Source organism: Aliiroseovarius marinus, from assembly GCF_004360145.1.
GTDB classification, from domain to species: Bacteria; Pseudomonadota; Alphaproteobacteria; order Rhodobacterales; family Rhodobacteraceae; genus Aliiroseovarius; species Aliiroseovarius marinus.
On sequence record NZ_ML178718.1, the window covers coordinates 26795 to 46438 of the forward strand.

The 19644-nt window shown below is 60.3% G+C and carries 23 protein-coding genes; 5 read left to right on the forward strand and 18 right to left on the reverse strand.

The genetic code is table 11. The annotated features are described in order from the left end of the window. Positions 1-6: 6 nt before the first annotated feature. The 8 genes from EOL43_RS09150 to ruvC all read right to left on the reverse strand — a co-directional run bounded on the left by EOL43_RS09150 (position 7) and on the right by ruvC (position 5258). On the reverse strand, positions 7-489 hold the full coding sequence (locus EOL43_RS09150; RefSeq protein ID WP_133487783.1) for an ExbD/TolR family protein: 483 nt from the start codon (positions 487-489) through the stop codon (positions 7-9). 1 nt (position 490) lies between these two features. Further along, the gene (gene tolQ / locus EOL43_RS09155) at positions 491-1186 is read right to left on the reverse strand and encodes a protein TolQ (RefSeq protein ID WP_133487785.1); all 696 of its coding nucleotides are present in this window, start codon (positions 1184-1186) and stop codon (positions 491-493) included. Positions 1187-1297: 111 nt separating this feature from the next. Next, on the reverse strand, positions 1298-1681 hold the full coding sequence (gene ybgC / locus EOL43_RS09160) for a tol-pal system-associated acyl-CoA thioesterase (protein ID WP_133487787.1): 384 nt from the start codon (positions 1679-1681) through the stop codon (positions 1298-1300). 25 nt (positions 1682-1706) lie between these two features. Next, positions 1707-2243 carry an RNA 2',3'-cyclic phosphodiesterase gene (thpR, locus tag EOL43_RS09165; RefSeq protein ID WP_133487789.1) on the reverse strand — a complete coding sequence of 179 codons (537 nt, stop codon included), beginning with the start codon at positions 2241-2243 and terminating at the stop codon, positions 1707-1709. Continuing rightward, entirely contained in the window at positions 2243-2920 is a 678-nt protein-coding gene (locus EOL43_RS09170) for a hypothetical protein (protein ID WP_420867509.1), read from the reverse strand. Before EOL43_RS09170 ends, thpR begins: the two co-directional genes overlap by 1 nt. A 53-nt stretch (positions 2921-2973) precedes the next feature. Continuing rightward, positions 2974-4035 (reverse strand): Holliday junction branch migration DNA helicase RuvB, encoded by a 1062-nt coding sequence (gene ruvB / locus EOL43_RS09175; protein WP_133487791.1) that lies wholly within the window; start codon positions 4033-4035, stop codon positions 2974-2976. 18 nt (positions 4036-4053) lie between these two features. Then, the gene (gene ruvA, locus EOL43_RS09180; protein ID WP_133487793.1) at positions 4054-4755 is read right to left on the reverse strand and encodes a Holliday junction branch migration protein RuvA; all 702 of its coding nucleotides are present in this window, start codon (positions 4753-4755) and stop codon (positions 4054-4056) included. Beyond that, positions 4752-5258, reverse strand: a complete 507-nt coding sequence (gene ruvC, locus EOL43_RS09185) for a crossover junction endodeoxyribonuclease RuvC (RefSeq protein ID WP_133487795.1) — start codon at positions 5256-5258, stop codon at positions 4752-4754. Before ruvC ends, ruvA begins: the two co-directional genes overlap by 4 nt. A gap of 356 nt (positions 5259-5614) precedes the next feature. On the opposite strand from ruvC, the gene EOL43_RS09190 reads away from it, so the two are divergent. Next, entirely contained in the window at positions 5615-5809 is a 195-nt protein-coding gene (locus EOL43_RS09190; RefSeq protein ID WP_133487797.1) for a DUF1127 domain-containing protein, read from the forward strand. Positions 5810-5934: 125 nt separating this feature from the next. Here the strand turns inward: EOL43_RS09190 and EOL43_RS09195 are convergent, their stop codons facing one another. The 7 genes from EOL43_RS09195 to rpiA form a co-directional block, all read right to left on the reverse strand. Continuing rightward, the gene (locus tag EOL43_RS09195; RefSeq protein ID WP_133487799.1) at positions 5935-7461 is read right to left on the reverse strand and encodes a Do family serine endopeptidase; all 1527 of its coding nucleotides are present in this window, start codon (positions 7459-7461) and stop codon (positions 5935-5937) included. Positions 7462-7562: 101 nt separating this feature from the next. Then, the gene (locus tag EOL43_RS09200; RefSeq protein WP_133487801.1) at positions 7563-7835 is read right to left on the reverse strand and encodes a DUF1905 domain-containing protein; all 273 of its coding nucleotides are present in this window, start codon (positions 7833-7835) and stop codon (positions 7563-7565) included. Beyond that, the gene (locus EOL43_RS09205; RefSeq protein WP_133487803.1) at positions 7832-8023 is read right to left on the reverse strand and encodes a DUF2065 family protein; all 192 of its coding nucleotides are present in this window, start codon (positions 8021-8023) and stop codon (positions 7832-7834) included. Before EOL43_RS09205 ends, EOL43_RS09200 begins: the two co-directional genes overlap by 4 nt. Continuing rightward, a complete protein-coding gene (gene hflC / locus EOL43_RS09210; RefSeq protein WP_133487805.1) occupies positions 8020-8892 on the reverse strand; it encodes a protease modulator HflC in 873 nt (290 codons plus the stop codon). Before hflC ends, EOL43_RS09205 begins: the two co-directional genes overlap by 4 nt. Further along, the gene (hflK, locus tag EOL43_RS09215) at positions 8892-10049 is read right to left on the reverse strand and encodes an FtsH protease activity modulator HflK (RefSeq protein ID WP_133487807.1); all 1158 of its coding nucleotides are present in this window, start codon (positions 10047-10049) and stop codon (positions 8892-8894) included. Before hflK ends, hflC begins: the two co-directional genes overlap by 1 nt. Positions 10050-10178: 129 nt before the next feature. Then, positions 10179-11546, reverse strand: coding sequence for a glutathione-disulfide reductase (gene gor, locus EOL43_RS09220; protein ID WP_166636222.1), 1368 nt, complete (start codon positions 11544-11546; stop codon positions 10179-10181). Positions 11547-11683: 137 nt separating this feature from the next. Beyond that, positions 11684-12466 carry a ribose-5-phosphate isomerase RpiA gene (gene rpiA, locus EOL43_RS09225; RefSeq protein ID WP_133487811.1) on the reverse strand — a complete coding sequence of 261 codons (783 nt, stop codon included), beginning with the start codon at positions 12464-12466 and terminating at the stop codon, positions 11684-11686. 129 nt (positions 12467-12595) lie between these two features. On the opposite strand from rpiA, the gene EOL43_RS09230 reads away from it, so the two are divergent. The 3 genes from EOL43_RS09230 (at position 12596) to EOL43_RS09240 (ending at position 15171) form a co-directional block, all read left to right on the forward strand. After that, entirely contained in the window at positions 12596-13279 is a 684-nt protein-coding gene (locus EOL43_RS09230; protein WP_133487813.1) for a glutathione S-transferase family protein, read from the forward strand. Positions 13280-13344: 65 nt separating this feature from the next. Next, entirely contained in the window at positions 13345-13698 is a 354-nt protein-coding gene (locus tag EOL43_RS09235; protein ID WP_133487815.1) for a YbaN family protein, read from the forward strand. A gap of 93 nt (positions 13699-13791) precedes the next feature. Beyond that, complete coding sequence (locus EOL43_RS09240) at positions 13792-15171, forward strand: L-serine ammonia-lyase (protein ID WP_133487817.1); 1380 nt, start codon at positions 13792-13794, stop codon at positions 15169-15171. Between the two features lie 18 nt (positions 15172-15189). Here EOL43_RS09240 and EOL43_RS09245 read toward each other — a convergent pair whose 3' ends face one another. Then, entirely contained in the window at positions 15190-15873 is a 684-nt protein-coding gene (locus EOL43_RS09245) for a thiamine diphosphokinase (RefSeq protein ID WP_166636223.1), read from the reverse strand. A gap of 144 nt (positions 15874-16017) precedes the next feature. On the opposite strand from EOL43_RS09245, the gene EOL43_RS09250 reads away from it, so the two are divergent. Continuing rightward, the gene (locus tag EOL43_RS09250; protein WP_133487821.1) at positions 16018-18012 is read left to right on the forward strand and encodes a hypothetical protein; all 1995 of its coding nucleotides are present in this window, start codon (positions 16018-16020) and stop codon (positions 18010-18012) included. Between the two features lie 48 nt (positions 18013-18060). Here EOL43_RS09250 and EOL43_RS09255 read toward each other — a convergent pair whose 3' ends face one another. Continuing rightward, positions 18061-18342: a DUF2842 domain-containing protein gene (locus tag EOL43_RS09255; protein ID WP_133487823.1), complete on the reverse strand. Its 282-nt coding sequence runs from the start codon at positions 18340-18342 to the stop codon at positions 18061-18063. Between the two features lie 4 nt (positions 18343-18346). Further along, complete coding sequence (locus EOL43_RS09260) at positions 18347-19642, reverse strand: adenylosuccinate synthase (RefSeq protein WP_133487825.1); 1296 nt, start codon at positions 19640-19642, stop codon at positions 18347-18349. Between the last annotated feature and the right edge of the window lie 2 nt (positions 19643-19644).

Below are 19644 nucleotides of genomic sequence, written 5' to 3' on the forward strand. Positions count from 1 at the left end.
TCTGCCTCAGTTCCCCTGCCCTGTCAGCGTCGGGCCACCACCTTCGGTCACGAAACCAATCTTGGAGAAGCCAGCAGCGTTCAACGCGCCCATGATCTGGGCCGTCGTGTCCCATTCCACCTGACCGTCAATCCGCAGGAAGATCTTGTCGTCCACGCGCTCGGCCGCAATGGCACGCAGGCGCGGGATCAGATCATCGCGCGAAATCTCAGTCGTTTGCAGGAAGACCTGCCCATCGGCGTTGATGGTGACAGCCAAGGGTTCCTCTTCAGGCGCCTCAAGCGACTTCGCGGCCGTCTTCGACAGCTCGACCGGCACGCCGACCACCGACAGGGGCGCGGCCACCATGAAGATGATCAGAAGCACCAGCATGACGTCCACGAAGGGCGTCACGTTGATCTCGGCCATGACCCGGCGGTGCTTGCCACGACGGCGCCCACGACGGGCGCGCCGATCGGCACCCCCGCTGGCTTGCACATTCGCGCCCATCTTAACTGTCCAACTGACGGCTGAGGATGGTGGCGAACTCGTCCGCGAAGGCCTCGTAGCCTGCAAGGATGTTATCGCTGTCCACGCTCAGCTTGTTGTAAAAGACCGCCGCCGGGATCGCGGCCAGAAGCCCCAGACCGGTCGCCAGCAGTGCCTCGGCGATGCCGGGGGCCACAACGGCCAGGTTGGTGTTCTGTTGCTGCGCGATCTCAATGAAGGCGTTCATGATGCCCCAGACGGTGCCGAACAGGCCCACGAAGGGCGCGGTCGAGGCGACCGTGGCCAAAAAGCTCAGCCCCTTATTCAGGTCTTCGCCCTCCTTGGCGATTGCCACGTCCATCGAGCGGTCAATCCGCGACTGCGCGTTGGCGATCAGCCCGCCATCTGCTCGATGCGAACGACGCCATTCCAGCATCCCCGCCGCAAAAACCTTTTCCGCTGATCCCGAGGGGCTGGGGCCAATCTGGTCGAACAGCTCGTCCAGCGGCTCGCCCGACCAGAACTTGCGGTCGAACACGTCTGCCTCGGCACGGGATTGCCGAAACGCCATGAATTTTGTGATGATGATGGCCCATGACCAGACCGACGCAACAATCAGCAGAAGCATCACCAGCTTCACTGTAAAAGTTGCACGTAGGAATAGGCCCAAGAAGGAGAAATCAATCTCCGCCGCTGCCGAAAGCGCTTCCGTTTCCATAACTCTGCCTCTGTACCGCCGCCTCTTTGGGCCGCTTTTCTGCACGAAGATTAACTTATGGAAAGGCAGATGGCTATCAAAACCGCGTCATCGGCAGGTTTTGCTGTAAATTCAGTGCACCAACCGGCGAATATTTGCCGGAAGACGGGCCGGAGCGCCGGTGTCCGCGACGCATACAATGGTCACAACCGCCTGAAACAAAGGCTGTTCGCCCCGTTTGACCACCTGCGCCAATACCAGACGCGCAGCGGTCACCTGCTCAACAGATGTTTCAACCTGTAACTCATCGTCAAATTTAGCAGGCGCAATGTAATCTGCCTCGACCCGGCGCACGGCGAAAACCAACCCCTCGTCGCGCATCGCGTTCTGATCAATCCCGATCTCACGCACCCAATCTGACCGCGCCCGTTCGATGTAACGCAGGTAGTTGGCATAATAGACGATCCCGGCCATGTCGGTATCTTCATAGTAAACGCGGATGGGGAACTGGTGCATTTGGGCCTCGTGATTTTTACCCACTTTAGGACGTCAAAGGATAGTCCGCCAAGACCTCGTATCGCGCGCCGTCTGGATGTAGTTCCGAGAGATACAGAGACAGGGTGTCCAGCAGCGTATCAGGAAAGCCGACCGCGCCGTGGGTTTGCAATACATGCCCCAGCGCCGTCATATCATCCGGCAAGGGTTTACGCGGCAGCCGCGCCACTGTCACATGGGCGCGAAACCGGCGATGGGGTAACGTGATCCCGGCTTGACGCACGCAGGACTGGACCTGTTTTTGCAACCCATCCACACCCGACACCATCAACCCCAACACCGAGGGCACCTTGCCGCCCAAAGGTTCCAGCCCCGAGAATTCGGCGGTGACGGCGGACAGCGGAGTGGCCTCCAAAACCTCGTGCAGATCCTGCAGCGCCTCGTGGGGCTGATCTTCCAGGAACGCCAGCGTGATGTGCAGATTTTCAAAGGGCTGCGGACGCCCGATCTTCAAACGCGCGGCGAAGCGCTCCAAATCGTCAGCCAGATCATCCGGCAGAGGAAGAGCGAGAAAACTGCGCATCAATGCTGTGTTTCACCATCAGGCACGGCCACCTGCATCCGCGCGAACAGACGCAGCGCGTGCGAGGGATCGTCCGCACAGGGCGGCAAGATCGGATCATAGGCCGCTTTGATAAGCGCCGCGATTTCCGGGCGCAGGATGGTCTGTCCGTCGGGCAGCAACGCCAAGGGGCTTTTCGACCCAAACGCGCCCTCGCCCCACAGGATCACAGCTTGCACGGCCTGCGCCAGCGCGATGCTTTCGGCGGGTTGTTTCGCCATCTCGCCCGACATACAGACGAAGCTGAAACAGGCCTGAATGGCGCCGTCATCGTCGAAACGGAAGGCACGATACTGGCTGGCTCCGGCGGCTTTCAGGCGCGCCACCAAGGGGGTTAGGTCCGGCACCATTTTCTCAAGGTTCGGCACGCCCAGCAGCTCGTCCCAATCGCGGAAGAAAAACACCATCAGGTTGGCGCCCAGTTCGGGATCGGTCTCGGCCATTTTGTGACCGGCAACGACCGCCACGGCCTCGATCGCGCCTTTGACGATCTCCAGCGTCTCTTCCTCGACCCCAAACACTACTGGCACGATGGGGCGGCCCCAGCGCGCGAAAGTAAAGCTGCCATCAGGCCGCGTGAAATGCGCGGTGACGTCTTCGGGGGTCATCATTTGGGGCATCTGAGGGGCGTCGGTCATGGCAGTCTCCTTGCTGGGGGCTGTTTCGCGCAGGCTGTGCGTGCATGCAAGACTTAACCGTCGAAGAGCTGCCCTTGGGCTTTCTGCTCGGTATTGGGCGCCTCTAGCCCGAGATGCCGCCACGCTTTCTGCCCCAACATCCGCCCACGCGGGGTGCGCTGGATCAGACCTTGCTGCAGCAAGTACGGTTCGATCACCTCTTCCAGCGCATCGCGGCTTTCGGACAGCGCTGCCGACAGCGTCTCGATCCCCACGGGACCGCCACCGTAATGTTCCGCCATCAGTCCCATATAGCGCCGGTCCGCGCCATCAAGGCCCAGATTGTCGACGCCTAACCGGGTCAGAGCGTTATCAGCTATGTCGCGCGTAATACGCCCGTCGCCTTCGACCACAGCGAAATCCACCACGCGGCGCAACAGACGGCCCGCGATACGGGGCGTGCCGCGGGCACGTTTGGCAATCTCGCGCGCGCCGTCTTCGTCTGCGGGGGCACCCAGTTTGACAGCATTGCGCGAGACGATCTCGTGCAGCTCATCCACCGTATAGAATTGCAGCCGCGTCGGAATGCCGAAACGGTCGCGCAGCGGGGTCGTCAACAGGCCCAGACGCGTGGTCGCGCCGACCAGCGTAAAGGGCTGCAACTCGATCCGCACGGTGCGCGCGGCGGGGCCTTCGCCGATCACCAGATCGAGCTCGAAATCCTCCATCGCGGGATAGAGCACTTCTTCCACGACCGGGTTCAGGCGATGGATCTCGTCAATGAACAAAACGTCATTGGCTTCCAGATTGGTCAGGATCGCCGCAAGGTCCCCCGCCTTGGCCAAAACAGGCCCCGAGGTCATGCGGAAATTCACCCCAAGCTCGCGCGCCATGATTTGCGCCAGCGTGGTTTTCCCCAGACCGGGCGGGCCGTGGAACAGCACATGGTCCATCGCCTCGTTCCGGCGACGCGCACTTTCGATGAAGACGCGCAGGTTGGCGCGGGCCTCGGCCTGACCGATGAAATCACCAAGCGCTTGTGGGCGTAAAGCACGATCCACCTCGGCGCGCTCTTCCGGCGTCGGTGCGGGGCGCAGGGTGGGGTCCGGGCTGTATGCAGGGTCCGAGATCGACATGTCTTAATCCTTCAACCCCTAGCCCTTGGGCGCAAGCAGTTTCAGCGCGGCGCGGATCAACCCGGCGGTGTTTAGCGCCGGATCATCCCCCAAGGCTTGCGCCACGGCCGACGCGGCCTCGCCGGGCGCGTAGCCAAGATTGGTCAGGGCCGAGAGGGCCTCGGCCTGCGCGGCGGGATCCATGCTGGGCGCGGTGGGGACTGCGGTCGCAACCGCAACCGCGGGTGTCTCGATGACCGTGTCATCGAGATCAGGCTCAGGCGCGGCGGCGCCTGAGCCTGCCCCAGCCGATCCCCCTGCCCCCGCCAAGGCCATCACGCTGGCGGCTTTGTCTTTCAATTCGTTGGTTACGCGCTGCGCCGTCTTGGGACCGATGCCCTTCGCCGCTTTCACCGCGTTCCAGTCGCCCAAGGCAATCGCCCGGCTGACGCCATCCGCGCCAAGCGTCCCCAGAATGGCCATCGAGGCTTTCGCGCCCACGCCTTGCACACTCATCAGCAACCGATGCCATTCCTTCTCGACCAGCGAGGTAAATCCGAACAGCTGCAAATTGTCTTCACGCACCAAAAGGTCGGTATAAAGCGCCACAGCTTCGCCATTGCCGGGCAGCGCTGACATGGTCCGGTCCGAGACGTAGACCAAATAGCCCACGCCCTTCACGTCGATCAGCACGTGATCGTCGGCCCGATAGTCAATGCGTCCTGCGATCCGTCCGATCATGCTGTCGCCCTTTTCACTGCGGCCTCAAGGCGGCCTGCGTTCTGTGCGTGGAAGGAATGGCAAATGGCAATCGCCAAAGCGTCGGCCGCATCCGGCCCAGTGATCTGCACGCCCGGCAATTGCATCCGCACCATGTGATCCACCTGTTGCTTATCGGCGTGACCAACCCCCACCACGGCTTTCTTCACCGCGTTGGGGGCATATTCCCCAATCGACAGCCCCGCCTGTGCCGGCACCAACAATGCGATCCCCCGCGCCTGTCCCAGCTTCAGCGTGCCGACCGCATCCTTGTTCACGAAAGTCTGCTCTACCGCCGCCGTATCCGGCTGGAACCGCGCCACCACATCCGAGAGCTGTTCATGCAACGACAAAAGCCGCGATGCCAGATCGCCATCGCGCGAGGTGCAAACGCCATTGGCGACATGCGACAGGCGCGTTCCCGCGGTGTCCACCACCCCCCAGCCCATGTTTCGAAGTCCCGGGTCAATGCCAATGATGCGCATATCCTGCCCTGCTTTACTGCTATGCGGCCTTTTCGGCGCGTTTTTGTTACACCGCCAGAACTAGCACGAAACGAGAACATTGACCAGCCAGATTTGCGCAGCTCCACCCAGGAAGACTGCCTGACGCGAAGCTTAAATAAAAATCGAAGAAAAAGTTTTGGTCACCTAGCAATCATCTACGGTGATTTTTGCCATTTTCCGACCAATTTCGACCCCGCATTTCCTGAAAACGACCCGTTGCACAAAACGCATATGGGGCATGCAAAAACCGTTCTTGTGGCAACGGTTTTTCGGCCCTAGATGGCGTTTCAGAGCAATTCAGCTCACCCAACCTCTTTTTTGTGAAGGACACGAAAATGGCTGCTTTCGAAACCATGACTCCCGTAACCGGCGGTGTCTTCGGGGGCCGTCTGTCCGACGCCATGCGCGGTATTGTTGCCGCTGTGGTCGCCTGGAATGACGCTCGCGAGACCCGCAACGCACTGTCGAAACTGACGGATCGCGAGCTTGAAGATATCGGGCTGTGCCGCGCCGATATCGAGGCGATCTAAGACCTCACCACTCACTGTACGAGTTGGACTGACCGAGTTTGGTCAAAACTAAAAAACCCGCGCTTCTCAAGCGCGGGTTTTGTTTTGCCCGCCAGAGCTTGTCCGGCGGGAAATCTCGTTTCGAATTATTCTTCGAGGGTCAGCGCGACAAAGCGCGGATTGCCATCACGGCGCACCAGAAGCAGGACCGATTTGCGGCCGCCATCACGGGCAACCTCGAGGCTAGCTTCCAGATCCTCGATCGAGGCAACGGGCTGCTGCCCCGCTTCCGAGATCAGGTCACCCGCACGGATGCCTTTTTCGAAGGCTTCTGTGTCTTCATCGATGTCCAGAACGGCCAAACCTTCTTCACCGGGGTTCAGACCCAGTGCCTCGCGCGTGCTGTCATCCAGCGGCGCCAGTGTCATGCCCAGAACCTTGCTGGGTTCGGCAGGCGCGGAAGGTTCTTCACCCGTTTGGTTCGAAGCAGCTACAGCGTCTTCACGACGGCCCAGCGTCACCTTGATGGTTTCGGTTTTCCCGTCACGCAGGATCATCACGCGGACAGCCTTGCCAACCGGAGCATTGCCAACTGTGCGCACCAGCGCGCCCGAATCCGTGACATCCACACCGTCAAAGCTCAGGATCACGTCATTGACCTGAATGCCTGCGTCCTTCGCCGGACCATCCGGCACGTCCGTTACCAGCGCTCCATCGGTGCTTTCCAGCCCAAGCGCTTCGGCAATGTCATCGGTGATGTCCTGAATGCGCACACCCAGCCACCCGCGACGAGTTTCGCCGAACTCTTTCAGCTGGCCAACCACGCGGTCCACCACGGCCGAGGACATGGCGAAGCCGATCCCGATCGAGCCACCATTGGGGCTGAGGATCGCAGTGTTCACGCCAATCACCTGACCATCCATGTTGAACAGCGGACCACCCGAGTTGCCCCGGTTGATCGCCGCGTCGGTCTGAATGTAGTCGTCATAGCTGCCTGACAGCTCGCGGTTGCGCTGCGACACGATCCCGGCCGAGACCGAGAAGCCCTGCCCCAACGGGTTACCAACAGCCATCACCCAATCGCCAACGCGCATGATGTCGCTGTCGCCAAAGCTGACATAAGCCAGCGGCTCGTCACTTTCGACTTTCAGAAGTGCGATGTCGGTGTTCGGGTCGGTGCCAACCACCTTGGCTTCCAGTTGCTCTTCACGGTCGAAGAACTCAATCAGGATTTCGTCGGCCCCTTCAATCACGTGGTTGTTGGTGACGATGAACCCATCTTCGGAAATCACAAAGCCCGAGCCCAGAGCCTGACTGCGACGCTGGCGCTGCTGCTGGCCGCCGTTCGGACCTTGCTGGTTGCGATCAAGGAAGTCGCGGAAGAACTCTTCAAACGGGCTACCTTCCGGGATCATGGGCTGCGGGCCGCCTTCGCGCCCGGCCACAATGGTCGAGGTGGTGATATTCACCACGGCGGGGCTCACCTGTTCAGCCAGATCCGCGAAGCTTTCCGGCGCGCCACGCGCGTCTGCACGAACGGAGGTTGCCAACAATGTGGCGACCGCAAGGATCAGGGCCACAAATCCCCGATAATACTCTGTTTGCACCTGCCTAAGGGCGTATGCCTGCGCTCTCACACTACTCTCCTTTTCGATATCTACCGGATGATGCATCCGTTTAAATGATAGTCTCTAGATAGGAGCGGGAAAGCGCAACGCAAAGTTTGGGGGGAAAACTCACCGCTATGTGAACACACGTAACACGGCGTGAGGCGTCAGGCGGGGGTCACGGTGACGTGGCAGCAGTCGCCGGTGTCGACGCCAGCCTTACGGCACTGCACTTGCGTTAGATTGAAAAAATAGGCCTTTGATCCCTTTCCCCACGGGTGAATACGCCGGTGAAACGGGGCGCAATCATTCAACGTGATTTGAGCATCAAATGATCCCGAGAACGCACGGGCGATCTCGGGCTTCACAAGGATGTAGCGGGGCAGATCGTCCTGCTTGCGCAGGATCACAGCATCAAAGCTGATCGCCCCCTGCGTCATGGCCGCACACCTGACAGCCAGACCAGAAGCACGCCCAGCGCAAGTGCGACCAGACCGATCATCCTCCGTTGGTCGCGGGTCATCGCCGCCATCATCGCAACCAGATCATCCAGACGCGAAGGGGCCAGTGCGAACACCAGCCCCTCGATCACGAGCACAAGCCCGATACCTAGTATCAGAAGGCTCATTGCCGACCCTGTTGCGACCCAAGATAGTCGAAGAATTCGCTATCCGGTGAAATCACCAGCGACGAATTTCCGGTGGTCAGTGAGTTCTCGTAAGCTTCCAACGAGCGCAGGAAGGTGAAGAACTCTTCGTCGCGACCCAGCGCTTCGGCCAGAATGGCAGTCCGGCGGGCATCGGCCTCACCACGCACGATCTGAGCGTTCTTGCGGGCTTCCGACACGGTTTCCACCACGGTACGATCTGCAGCTGCACGCAGACGCTGAGCGGCCTCGTTACCGCGGGCGATCTCGTCCGCTGCCAGACGCTGACGTTCAGCGCGCATACGTTCGAACGTGGCTTCAAGGTTCTGCTTGGGCAGGTCGGCGCGCTTGATGCGCACGTCGATGATCTCGACACCCAGCGACAAGGCCTGCGAACGGGCTTGATCACGGATCTGGTTCATCAGAACAACACGGTCTGCCGACAGAACGGCGCCCGAGTTTACCTTACCCAGAACCTCACGCAGTTCCGCGTTCAGAATGCGTTCCAGACGCGGCACAGCGCCCGCGATCGAGCTTGAGCCCACCGCACGACGGAACTGCTTGGCATCCGCAACACGCCAACGGGCGAACGCGTCGACCTCAAGGCGGCGACCGTCAACCGGCGTAACTTCCAGCTTGCGGGTATCCAATGGCAGGATACGGTCGTCATACTTGACGATCTCATGCAGGAACGGGATTTTGAAGTTCAGGCCCGGCTCGCGAATTTCAGCGGTAACTTCACCGAACCACAGGCGCAGAGCCGTTTCACGTTCGTCCACGATATAGACCGCCTGCAGCGCACCAAACACCAGACCGGCCAGAACGAAAAGAGCAACTTGAGTACGTTTCATCAGTTCGACCCTCCGCTGTTTGAATTCGACTTATTCAGCTCGTTCAGGGGCAGATAGGGTACAACACCGCTTCCACCACCGATGGCTTCATCCAGAATGACCTTATCGATGTTGGTCATGACTTTTTCCAACGTCTCAAGATACAGACGCTTGCGGGTGATGTCCTGCGCCTTCTGGTATTCTTCGAACACAGCCAAGAAGCGTGCAGCTTCACCTTCGGCTTCGTTCACGACCTGCGCGCGATAACCTTCGGCCTGCTCCAACAACTGCGCCGCTTCACCACGGGCCGCAGCCACAACGCGGTTGGCGTAGGCGTCCGCTTGTTTCTGCAGCGTGTCGCGGGTTTGTTCCGCAGCCTGCACTTCACGGAAGCTGTCGATAACTTCAGCAGGCGGGTCGGCGCGGTCAAAGTTCACACGAATGATGTTCACGCCTGACTGATAGCCGTCGAGCGTGGACTGAATCAGTTCTTCCAGCTCTTGCGCAATCACACCACGATCCGAGGTCAGGACCGGCGCCAGAAGCGAACGCGCGATAATCTCGCGCATGGCCGATTCCGACACAGCCTGAATGGTGTTTTCAGGGGCTGCCAGGTTGAACACGAATTTCTCGATATCCGAGATGTTCCACACAACCTGGAAGTCGATGTCGACGATGTTTTCATCCCCGGTCAGCATCAGACCTTCAGATGTACCATCACCAATGTTAATGACGTTTTCACGCGTCGTAGCATAGATTTCCTTGGTCACGATGGGCCAAGGGGCAAAGTTCAAGCCCTCTTCCCCAACGCCGTAGCGCTCACCAAACAGCAGCTCGACCGATTGCTCGGACGTGTCTACGCGGTAGAAGCTGGCAAAAACCCAAACGGCAGCAGCAACAAGCGCGATCAGCAGGATCGAGCCGCGCCCGATGCTAGGACCGCCCGCGCCTTGACCACCGCGACCGCCGCCTTTGCGACTGTCACCTCGGCCACCCATGAGCACGCGCAGTTGCTCTTGGCCTTTTTTCATCAGCTCGTCGATTTCCGGGATCTGGGGATTGTCACCGCCGGGGCGATTATTGCCGCCGCGGTTGCCACCATTGTTCGAGGGGGGACGTCCGTCAGAGCCGCCACGGTTTCCACCGCCGCCCCAGGGACCGCCATTATCGCTGGCCATCTGGTCCTATTCCTTCCGTGTTAAAAACAGGGTTTCGCGCTCATAACTGGCCCTTCGGGGCACAGATTTCAAGGCAAAGGGGACGCATTGCGCCCCCTTTTCATGTGTTTAGATGTCGTAATCGTCAGATCAGTCGCTACGGGTGGGCGACTTCATCAGCACGATCTCTTCCGACATGGTCGGGTGAACGGCCACGGTCCGGTCGAAATCGGCCTTGGTTGCGCCCATTTTTATCGCCACGGCGGCCAGCTGGATCATCTCGCCCGCGCCGTCTCCGACGATATGCACGCCCAGCACTTTTTGGGTCTCTTGGCTGACGATCAGCTTGAACAGCACGCGTTCATTCGATCCGATGAAGCTTTTCTGCATCGGGCGGAAGGCAGCGCAATAGACGTCGATCTTTTCCTGTGCGCGGGCGTCTTCTTCGGACAGGCCCACGGTGCCGTACTCCGGCTGGGTAAACACGGCCGAGGCCACATTTTCGTGATCCGGCTTCGTCGGGTTGCCGTTGAAGACGGTTTCGACGAACGCCATGCCTTCGCGGATCGCAACCGGGGTCAGGGTGATCCGGTTGGTGACATCGCCCACCGCATAGATCGACGGGACCGAGGTCTGGCTATAGTCATCCACGACCACTTCCCCGCCGCGACCCAGCTTCACGCCGGTCTCTTCCAAGCCAAGCCCATCGGTGTTCGGCACACGACCGGTGGCAAAGAGCACCTGATCAAACACCTCTTCACGCCCATCGGTGCCCTTGACCCAGATGGCGCCATCACGCTCTTCCATACGTTCGACTTCAAGGCCGACATGCAGGTCCACACCGCGTTCGCGGATATGCTCGGCCAGGAACCCGCGCACTTCGTCGTCAAAGCCGCGCAGGATCTGCGCGCCGCGATACCATTGGGCGACGTGACTTCCCAGACCGTTGAAAATGCAGGCAAACTCGGTCGCGATATAGCCGCCTCCGACGATCAGAATACGTTCAGGGAACTCTTCCAGACTGAACACTTCGTTCGAGGTGATGCCCAGCTCGGCCGCGCCCGGCGTGTCGGGAATGAACGGTCGCCCGCCAGTGGCCACAAGGATGTGCTTGGCGGTAAAAGTTTGCCCCGTCGACAGCTCGACCGTATGGGCGTCTTTCACCACCGCACGCGCGTTATAAATGTCAGCGCCAGAGTTGCCGAGGTTGCGGGTATAGATACCTTCCAGCCGCTCAAGTTCGGCATGCAGCGCGGGGCGGAACGTGCCCTTCCAATCAAATTCGCCACGCGCATTGCCCTGCCAGCCATAGGCGGCAGCATCCGCAGCAGCGGGACCATGTTGCGAGGCAAAGACCATCAGCTTTTTCGGCACACAGCCGCGGATGACACAGGTGCCGCCCATGCGGAACTCTTCCGCCAGCGCCACTTTCGCGCCGCCTTCGGCTGCCACACGACCAGCGCGCACGCCGCCCGAGCCGCCACCGATTACAAAGAGGTCATAGTCAAATCCGCTCATATTCATTGCCTTTCACGTCCCACCCGGTCGGGTGCGCATCACATCGAGGTTTGCATCCGCTGAAAGCTAGGGGCTTGGCACGCGGCTTTCCACCCCCAGAATTGACACATTGATCACGTTTCCGCGTCTGATACCGATCAGAGATCCGCGAAGATGTTGGCGTCCTGCCCGGTTTCCACCTGCACCTCTTTCAAAGTGCCATCGGTCAGGTCCGTCACCTCGATCCGCCCATCGCCGTGCCCCAACACCACCATGTCGCAAATGTCGATGAACAGTCCGTTCTCGACCACGGCTGGCACCTGGTTCAACGCAAGCGCCAAATGACGCGGGTCGCCAATCCGTTTCAGGTGTAAGTCGATGATATGATTGCCTTCATCCGTCACAAAGGGCGTGTCATCGATCATCCGTACCACAGCTTCCCACCCCAGCACATCCATCCCGTCCAACATCGCCTCGACCGTAGCGCGGGTGGTTTGCAGGCCGAAGGGAATAACCTCGATCGGCAGGGGAAACGCGCCAAGATGGGCTACGGATTTTGACTGGTCCGCAATCACGATCATCCGGTCCGAGGCCGAGGCCACAAGCTTTTCATGCAACAGCGCCCCGCCACCCCCTTTGATCAGGGTCAGATCAGCGTCGTATTCGTCGGTCCCGTCAATGGTCACATCCAGCCACTTGACCTCGTCCAAAGTCGAGATCCGCAGGCCAGCCCCTTGTGCCAGTGCAGCAGTACGGCGGCTGGTCGGCACGCAGACAATATTCAGGCCTTCCTCGCGCACGCGTTCGCCAAGATATTTGACCATCCAAGCCGATGTCGACCCGGTCCCCAGCCCAACGCTCATCCCATCTTCGACGAACTGCACGGCGTATTTCGCCGCGATGCTTTTTGCCGTGTCGATAGGTGAAAGTTCTGCGGTCATATCAACGAATCCCTCAAACCAAACAACTGTTGCGCAGTTTATAAGGCGCAGCCCCTACATTGGCGAGTACCGAGCCAAACCGGCAACTTTTTTCTGGTCACTTTGCTTGCGATTTGATTGTGTCGCCGCATGTTGAGACTTCACTACGCCCCCGACAACGCCTCCCTGATTATCCGGCTCGTGCTGGAGGAACTCGGCGAGCCTTACGAAACCGTTCTGGTCGACCGCGGCAGCAATGCGCAGCAAAGCCCGGCCTATCTGAAGGTCAATCCGATGGGGACGATCCCGGCGCTTGAGACCCCGCATGGGGTGGTCTTTGAAACCGCCGCGATCCTTCTGTGGCTGTGTGACCGCGCGGGGCGACTGGCCCCCGCCGTGGACAGCCCGGATCGTGGGGCGTTTCTGTCATGGATGATGGTGGCGTCAAACGGACTTCAGATGGATTTGCGCCAGCATTTCTATGCTGAACGATTCACCGCAGGGCCGGCCGAAGATCACCGACGCATCGTCGCCAAGCGCCTGAAGGGCCATCTGGATCGGTACGAGGCGCTGCTGGGCGAAGGGCATGACTGGTTTGGGGGCGAGGCACCGACCGCCTTGGACTATTACGTCGCCACGCCCCTGCGCTGGTTTGCACTGTATCTGCGGGACGAACCGTGGTTCGTGCTCGGCCACTGGCCGCGCCTGCAATCTCTCGCCAAGCGGATCGAGGCGCGACCGGCAATGCAAGCCGCCATGGTCGCCGAGGGATTGGGCGAGAAGCCGCTAAGCAACCCCTCGCCCGCAAATCCGCCGGAAGGGGTGGCGCTGTAGGGCGCCATCTGGACAATCCATCCCCGGCATCTGAGACTGTCGGGACAGCAACATGGGCGCAGGACATGGGCAAGGTTTTCTATCTCACGCTTGGGTGGTGCGCCGTCGCGCTTGGCCTTCTCGGGGTTATTCTGCCCGTGCTGCCGACCACGCCCTTTCTGCTGGTCGCGGCCTTTGCCTTCGGCAACAGCAGCCCGCGCGCCCGTGCGTGGTTGATTGACCACGCCCATTTCGGCCCCGCCATCCGCGACTGGGAAGAGCGTGGTGCGATCTCGCGCCGGGCAAAAACACTGGCCGTCAGCATGATGACGCTCGTCCTTGCCGTCTCGCTGATCTTGGGCGCCCCGTGGTGGGTGGTGCTGGCGCAAGTACTGCTGATGGGTGCGGGGGCCGCGTTCATTCTAACCCGCCCAGATTGACCGGAACGCGATTGGCGTAAAAACTGTCGCTTTTTCACGCACCTACTTGCGGAAAATCCGCACAATGGTCTGATGTAACCAAGCGAGGTCAAAATGTTCCTGTCTGTATTCGACATGTTCAAAGTCGGGGTCGGCCCCAGTTCGTCCCACACGATGGGGCCAATGGTTGCGGGTGCCCGCTTTTTGGAATTGCTGCGTGAACAACCCTTCCAGGTGCATGGGCTGAAAGCCTCGCTGCATGGCTCGCTTGCCTTTACCGGCGTTGGCCACGCGACCGACCGTGCAACCATTCTGGGCCTCGCGGGCTTCCTGCCCGACAGCTATGACCACGCCCAAGCCGAGGCCGCGCTGGCGGATATCGAGGCAACTGGCACTGTGTCGCCTGACGGTCTGGGCACGCTGAAATTCGCACCGAAAACTGACCTGATCTTCGACTATGACCACCCCCTGCCCGGCCATGCCAATGGCATGCAGCTGATGGCCACCGATGCGCAAGGCGACGTTGTGGTGCGCGAGACCTATTATTCGATCGGCGGCGGATTTGTTGTGACCGAGGCCGAACAGGCACAAGAAGCCACGCTGGACGCGCAGGACGCGAAAGTTCATCCCTACCCGTTTGAAAACGCCGTGCAGATGCTTGAGATGGCGAAGGCCTCGGGCAAGAGCATCGCGGACATGAAACGCGCCAACGAGCTGGTGCATATGGGCCCCGCGAGCTTGGCCGAAAAGCTGGATCGGATCTGGGAGGTCATGCAGGACTGTATCCAGCGCGGGCTGGCGAACGAGGGCATCTTGCCCGGTGGCTTGATGGTCAAGCGCCGCGCCAAAGCCATCTATGATAGTCTAATCGCTGAGCAAGGCCTGAACCTGACCGCCCCGCACACGATCAACGACTGGATGAGCGTCTATGCCATGGCAGTGAACGAAGAAAACGCCGCCGGTGGACAGGTTGTGACCAGCCCGACCAACGGGGCCGCGGGCGTGTTGCCTGCCACGGTCTATTACTGGCTGAACCACGTCCCGGGCGCGTCTACATCGCGCATCCACGACTTCCTACTGACGGCCTCGGCCATCGGGGCCATCGTCAAGCACAACGCGTCGATCTCGGGTGCCGAAGCAGGGTGTCAGGCCGAGGTTGGATCGGCCAGCGCCATGGCCGCTGCCGGCCTGTGCGCCGTTATGGGAGGCACACCGGAACAAGTTGAAAATGCAGCGGAAATCGCACTTGAGCACCACCTTGGCCTAACCTGCGACCCCGTGCGCGGATTGGTGCAGGTTCCCTGCATCGAACGGAACGGTCTGGGCGCGATCAAAGCGGTCTCAGCCGCCTCTCTGGCGTTGCGCGGCGACGGCACCCATCTGGTGCCGCTGGACGCCTGCATCAAGACGATGTTCGAGACCGGTCAGGACATGAGCGAGAAGTACAAAGAGACTTCACTCGGTGGTCTGGCGGTCAACGTTCCGAACTGCTGATCGCCTGACGTTCCGGGCCTAGGGGCAGCGCGCCGGGTCGCCCTGCCACAGCACCCGCACGGCCTGTTGCAGGTACGCGCGAGGTAGGATCACCAAAAGCCCTTCACTTTCGGCGGACAGGGTGACGGGGCCGTCTGTCACCTCGTTTGATGTGCCGATCTGCCCCCAAGGCGCGAACTCCAACGCCTCGACCGGCCAGCGCAACCCGCTGCAGCTCGCCACCACGCGGGCCATCGGAAACAGCGACAGGCGCGTGCCTTTGGGCAGGTCCAAGGTGACCTCGTGAGACAGGTGAAAGCAGATGTCTTCTTCGCCCAGAAGAATCGCCGGTTTCCCGGCCTGGCGGACCAAAACGGAATAGCAGGCCAGCTGATGGTCCATGCGCTTGCCGGTAAAGCCAGTGCACAGGATCACCGGGGCATCGACAAGATCCAGCGCCTTGTCGAAATCCGTCCGATTCTGATCCGGCGTCTCGATCAGAATCGAGGGATCCAGCTCCGCGCGGGTCGCGTCAGAGATGCTGTCGAAATCGCCCGAGACCCCAATGATATCAAGGCCAAGCGCCACAGCGCGGTTTGCGCCGCCATCCACGCCAAACAGATTTGGCGCCACTCTTAACGATTCCGCGATGTCTTTCGGCGAAGCTTGACCTCCACCCAGCAACGTAACCCCTTCATCCAGACGTAGAACTTGACAACTCATGGTTAGTATTTTGGCCTCTTTCCACATTATTGCCACATTTCCGACACACAAAAATACCAACCGCTTCGCGCTTTTGCGCAATTTAAGCATCAATATAGTTAAATGTATCGTTGTCGTCGTTCTGGTTGAGAAGGTAAATTTTTAATGGTTAACAACAACAAGATCCTCACGGTTTCCTATGGCACGTTTTCCTGCACGCTGGAAGGATTTGATGATCCCTTCGGCGCAATGAAATCGATTGCCGAGTACTTCCGTGGATTGGCCGAGAAAGACCGCTCGTTCGGGGCCGAGCCTGTGGCGCCGGACACCTCTGTTTTGCACAAGATTGCAGAGCGCGAATCCCTGAAACAGGTTGATGCCGAAATCGAAGATCAAGGCATTATCCTGCGCCAAAGCGACGAAGACCTAAAAGCCGAAAACGCGCCCGCCAAGGTGGCCACGATGGCTCCGACGACGGTTGAACGCGAAGACGACAACGGCGCCGATCACGATCTGAATGAAGATGACGCACTGTCGAAACTGTCGCGCCTGCGCGCAGCTGCGATGGACGACACCCAGATCTCGGACGAGTATCTGGAAGATGAGCATGCTGCAGGTTCGGCAAAATCGCCGATGGCGGAACTGGACGGCCTGAATGAATTTGAAGAGCTGATCAGCAGCCATGCGCGTGCATCGGATGTTGAGGCAGACGAAGAGGCCGTGTCGGAAACTGCCGATCGCGACGCCAAGCGTCAGCGCGTAAAAGACCAGATCGCTATGAACGACGATGGGGCACCGGAAACCGCCGCGCCGGTAACGGCTGCAAACCTCGACGAGGACGCAACTTCCGAAGCCGCACTGGTTGCAACGCCGACGGACGAGTCTGAGCGCCGCGAAACTGCGATGGGCGAGGCAGGCAATGTCTCGCGCGTGCTGCGTGTGAAACGCAAGCGCCGCACCGACGGTGAAGAAAACGTAGTCATCTCGCAGACCAACACCCCCACAAGCGACAGCATCGAAGACGCGACCGAGGTTGATGTCGACGCGCCCGCAGAGACCGCAGCCCAGCAAGAGACGGCCCTGAGCGCCGAGCAAGAGGCCGATTTGGCCGCCGAACTGGCACAGGCCGAGGCGGAAATCCGTGCCGAGCTTGACGCACAGGCCAAGCCCGCTCCGTCGCTGAAGTCTGCATTCGCCTCGATTGCGCCGCTGCCGCCTCTGCCGCTGGATGATTCCCTGCGCGTCGCGGTTCAGGAAGTGTCGACCAAGGTTGCAGATGACATCACCAGCGACATCGCGGACAACGCTCCGCGCAGTGAACTGCACAGCGAAATCGAAGCGCTGCTGTCGACGATGGAAGCCGAAAGCCGCATGGACGCCCGCCGCGAGCGCCGCGCACAGGTGTTTGACGAGCAAGAAGCTGCACGTGACGATACCGCATTGGACCGCATTCTGGCCGAAACCAACACCCAGATGGACGATCAGGATGCGTCGCGCCGTCGTAGCTCGATCAGCCACCTGAAAGCTGCGGTTCAGGCAACCCGTGCCGACAAGGCAACGGGTCCGATTGAGGGCACAGAAGAAGAGCAGAAGTCGCCCTATCGCAGCGATCTGGCAAAGGCCGTCAAGCCGCCCAGCTCGGACGCAACGGCACAGAAAACGCCGGAACCTCAGCGTGCTTCGCCTCTGGTTCTGATTTCTGAACAGCGCGTCAAAGACACCGACACCGAGCAGGACGCATCGGTCACCGCTCAGCGTGACCGCCTGGTGTGCCCGCGCCGCGTCAACATCAGCACAACCCGCAAGCGCCCGGACGCCGCCGAGGCAGATCCGGATGCAGAGCCGGTCGTCGCCGCCAATACCGATCTGACCGCCTTTGCGGCGTTCGCCGCCCATATCGACCACGACGACATCGAGGGCTATCTGCGCGCTGCAGCCTCCTTCGTGACGCAAGCGTCGGGACTGTCGCATTTCCACCGCCCTCAGGTGGTGAAATTGGTGACAAAGCAGGACTCTCCCGACGCGATCTCGCGTGAAGATGCGCTGCGTGCCTTTGGCCGTCTTCTGCGCGAAGGCGAGATCATCAAAGTGGCGCAGGGCTGCTATGCGCTGACCAGCGCAGACGCCGCTGTTGCTCAGGGCGGTCTGCAAACCGCCTGATCGCATCAAGCATTGGACACAAAAAGGCCCCGATCCGGGGCCTTCTTTTTATGCGTTATCGTCTTTGTCTTTCAGGGCATATTTCCCTGCGGGATCATGGGGATAGTTGGCTTCATCCTCGTCCGGATCCGCCTTACCGACCCCCAAAAACACCTGTTTCAAGGGCACCATCCACAAAAAGCCAAGTGCCGCGTAGATGATGAACTCCAGCCAGATGGGTGGGCGGTCAAACAGGCTGACCACAAAGACCGCCGCGATGATGTAAACCGGCAGCCCGACGACCAGCACCAGAAGTGCCAGTCGCTTGCGAGCCTTGTATCCCAGCGTCATCAGATCAATCCGCGAACGGGTCAGTCACCAGAATGGTGTCGTCCCGTTCCGGGCTGGTGGACAGAAGCGCCACGGGGCACTCGATCAGTTCTTCCACGCGCTTGACGTACTTGATCGCGTTGGCGGGCAGATCATTCCAGCTGCGTGCACCTTCGGTCGATTCCGACCAACCCGGCATCTCTTCATAAATCGGCGTGCAACGGGCTTGCTGATCGGCTGCGGTGGGAAGGTAGTCCATACGCTCGCCGTCCAGTTCATAACCCACACAGATTTTCAGGGTCTCAAACCCGTCCAGAACGTCCAGTTTCGTCAACGAAATCCCGGTCACGCCCGAGGTTGCACAAGTCTGGCGGACCAGAGCGGCGTCAAACCAGCCACAGCGGCGCTTGCGGCCCGTGGTGGTGCCGAACTCGTGCCCACGTTCGCCCAGACGCTGGCCGTCATCGTCGTCCAGTTCGGTCGGGAACGGGCCCTCGCCCACGCGGGTGGTGTAGGCTTTCACGATGCCCAGAACATAGTCGATCGAGCCCGGTCCGATGCCGACGCCGGTGGCGGCTTGGCCTGCGATCACGTTCGAGGACGTCACGAAGGGGTAGGTGCCGAAATCGATGTCCAGAAGCGCGCCCTGCGCACCTTCGAACAGGATCCGCTTGCCGGATTTGCGCTTTTCGTTCAGCACTTTCCAGACAGGGGCGGCGAATTTCAGGATGGCGGGCGCGACCTCTTTCAACTGTGCGATCAGCGCGTCGCGGTCGATGGGCTCGATGCCCAGACCTTTGCGCAGCGGATCGTGGTGCTGAAGCGCGCGGTCAACACGGGCCTCAAGCGTGGCATCGTCTGCCAGATCGGCAACGCGAATGGCGCGACGGCCAACTTTATCTTCATAGCACGGACCAATACCGCGACCGGTGGTACCGATCTTGGTACCTTTCGAGGCGGCCTCTTCACGGGCGCGGTCAAGTTCGCCGTGGAAGGGCAGGATCAGCGGGGTGTTTTCCGCGATCATCAGCGTTTCCGGCGAAATATCAACGCCTTGCGCGGTCACGGTTTCGATCTCTTTCAGCAGGTTCCACGGGTCCAACACGACACCGTTGCCGATCACGCTCAGCTTGCCGCCGCGCACAACACCCGAGGGCAGCGCGTGCAGTTTGTAAACCGCTCCGTCAATAACAAGAGTATGGCCCGCATTGTGCCCCCCTTGGAACCGGCAGATCACATCGGCACGTTCGCTGAGCCAGTCAACGATCTTACCTTTTCCTTCATCGCCCCACTGGGCGCCTACGACAACGACATTGGCCATGG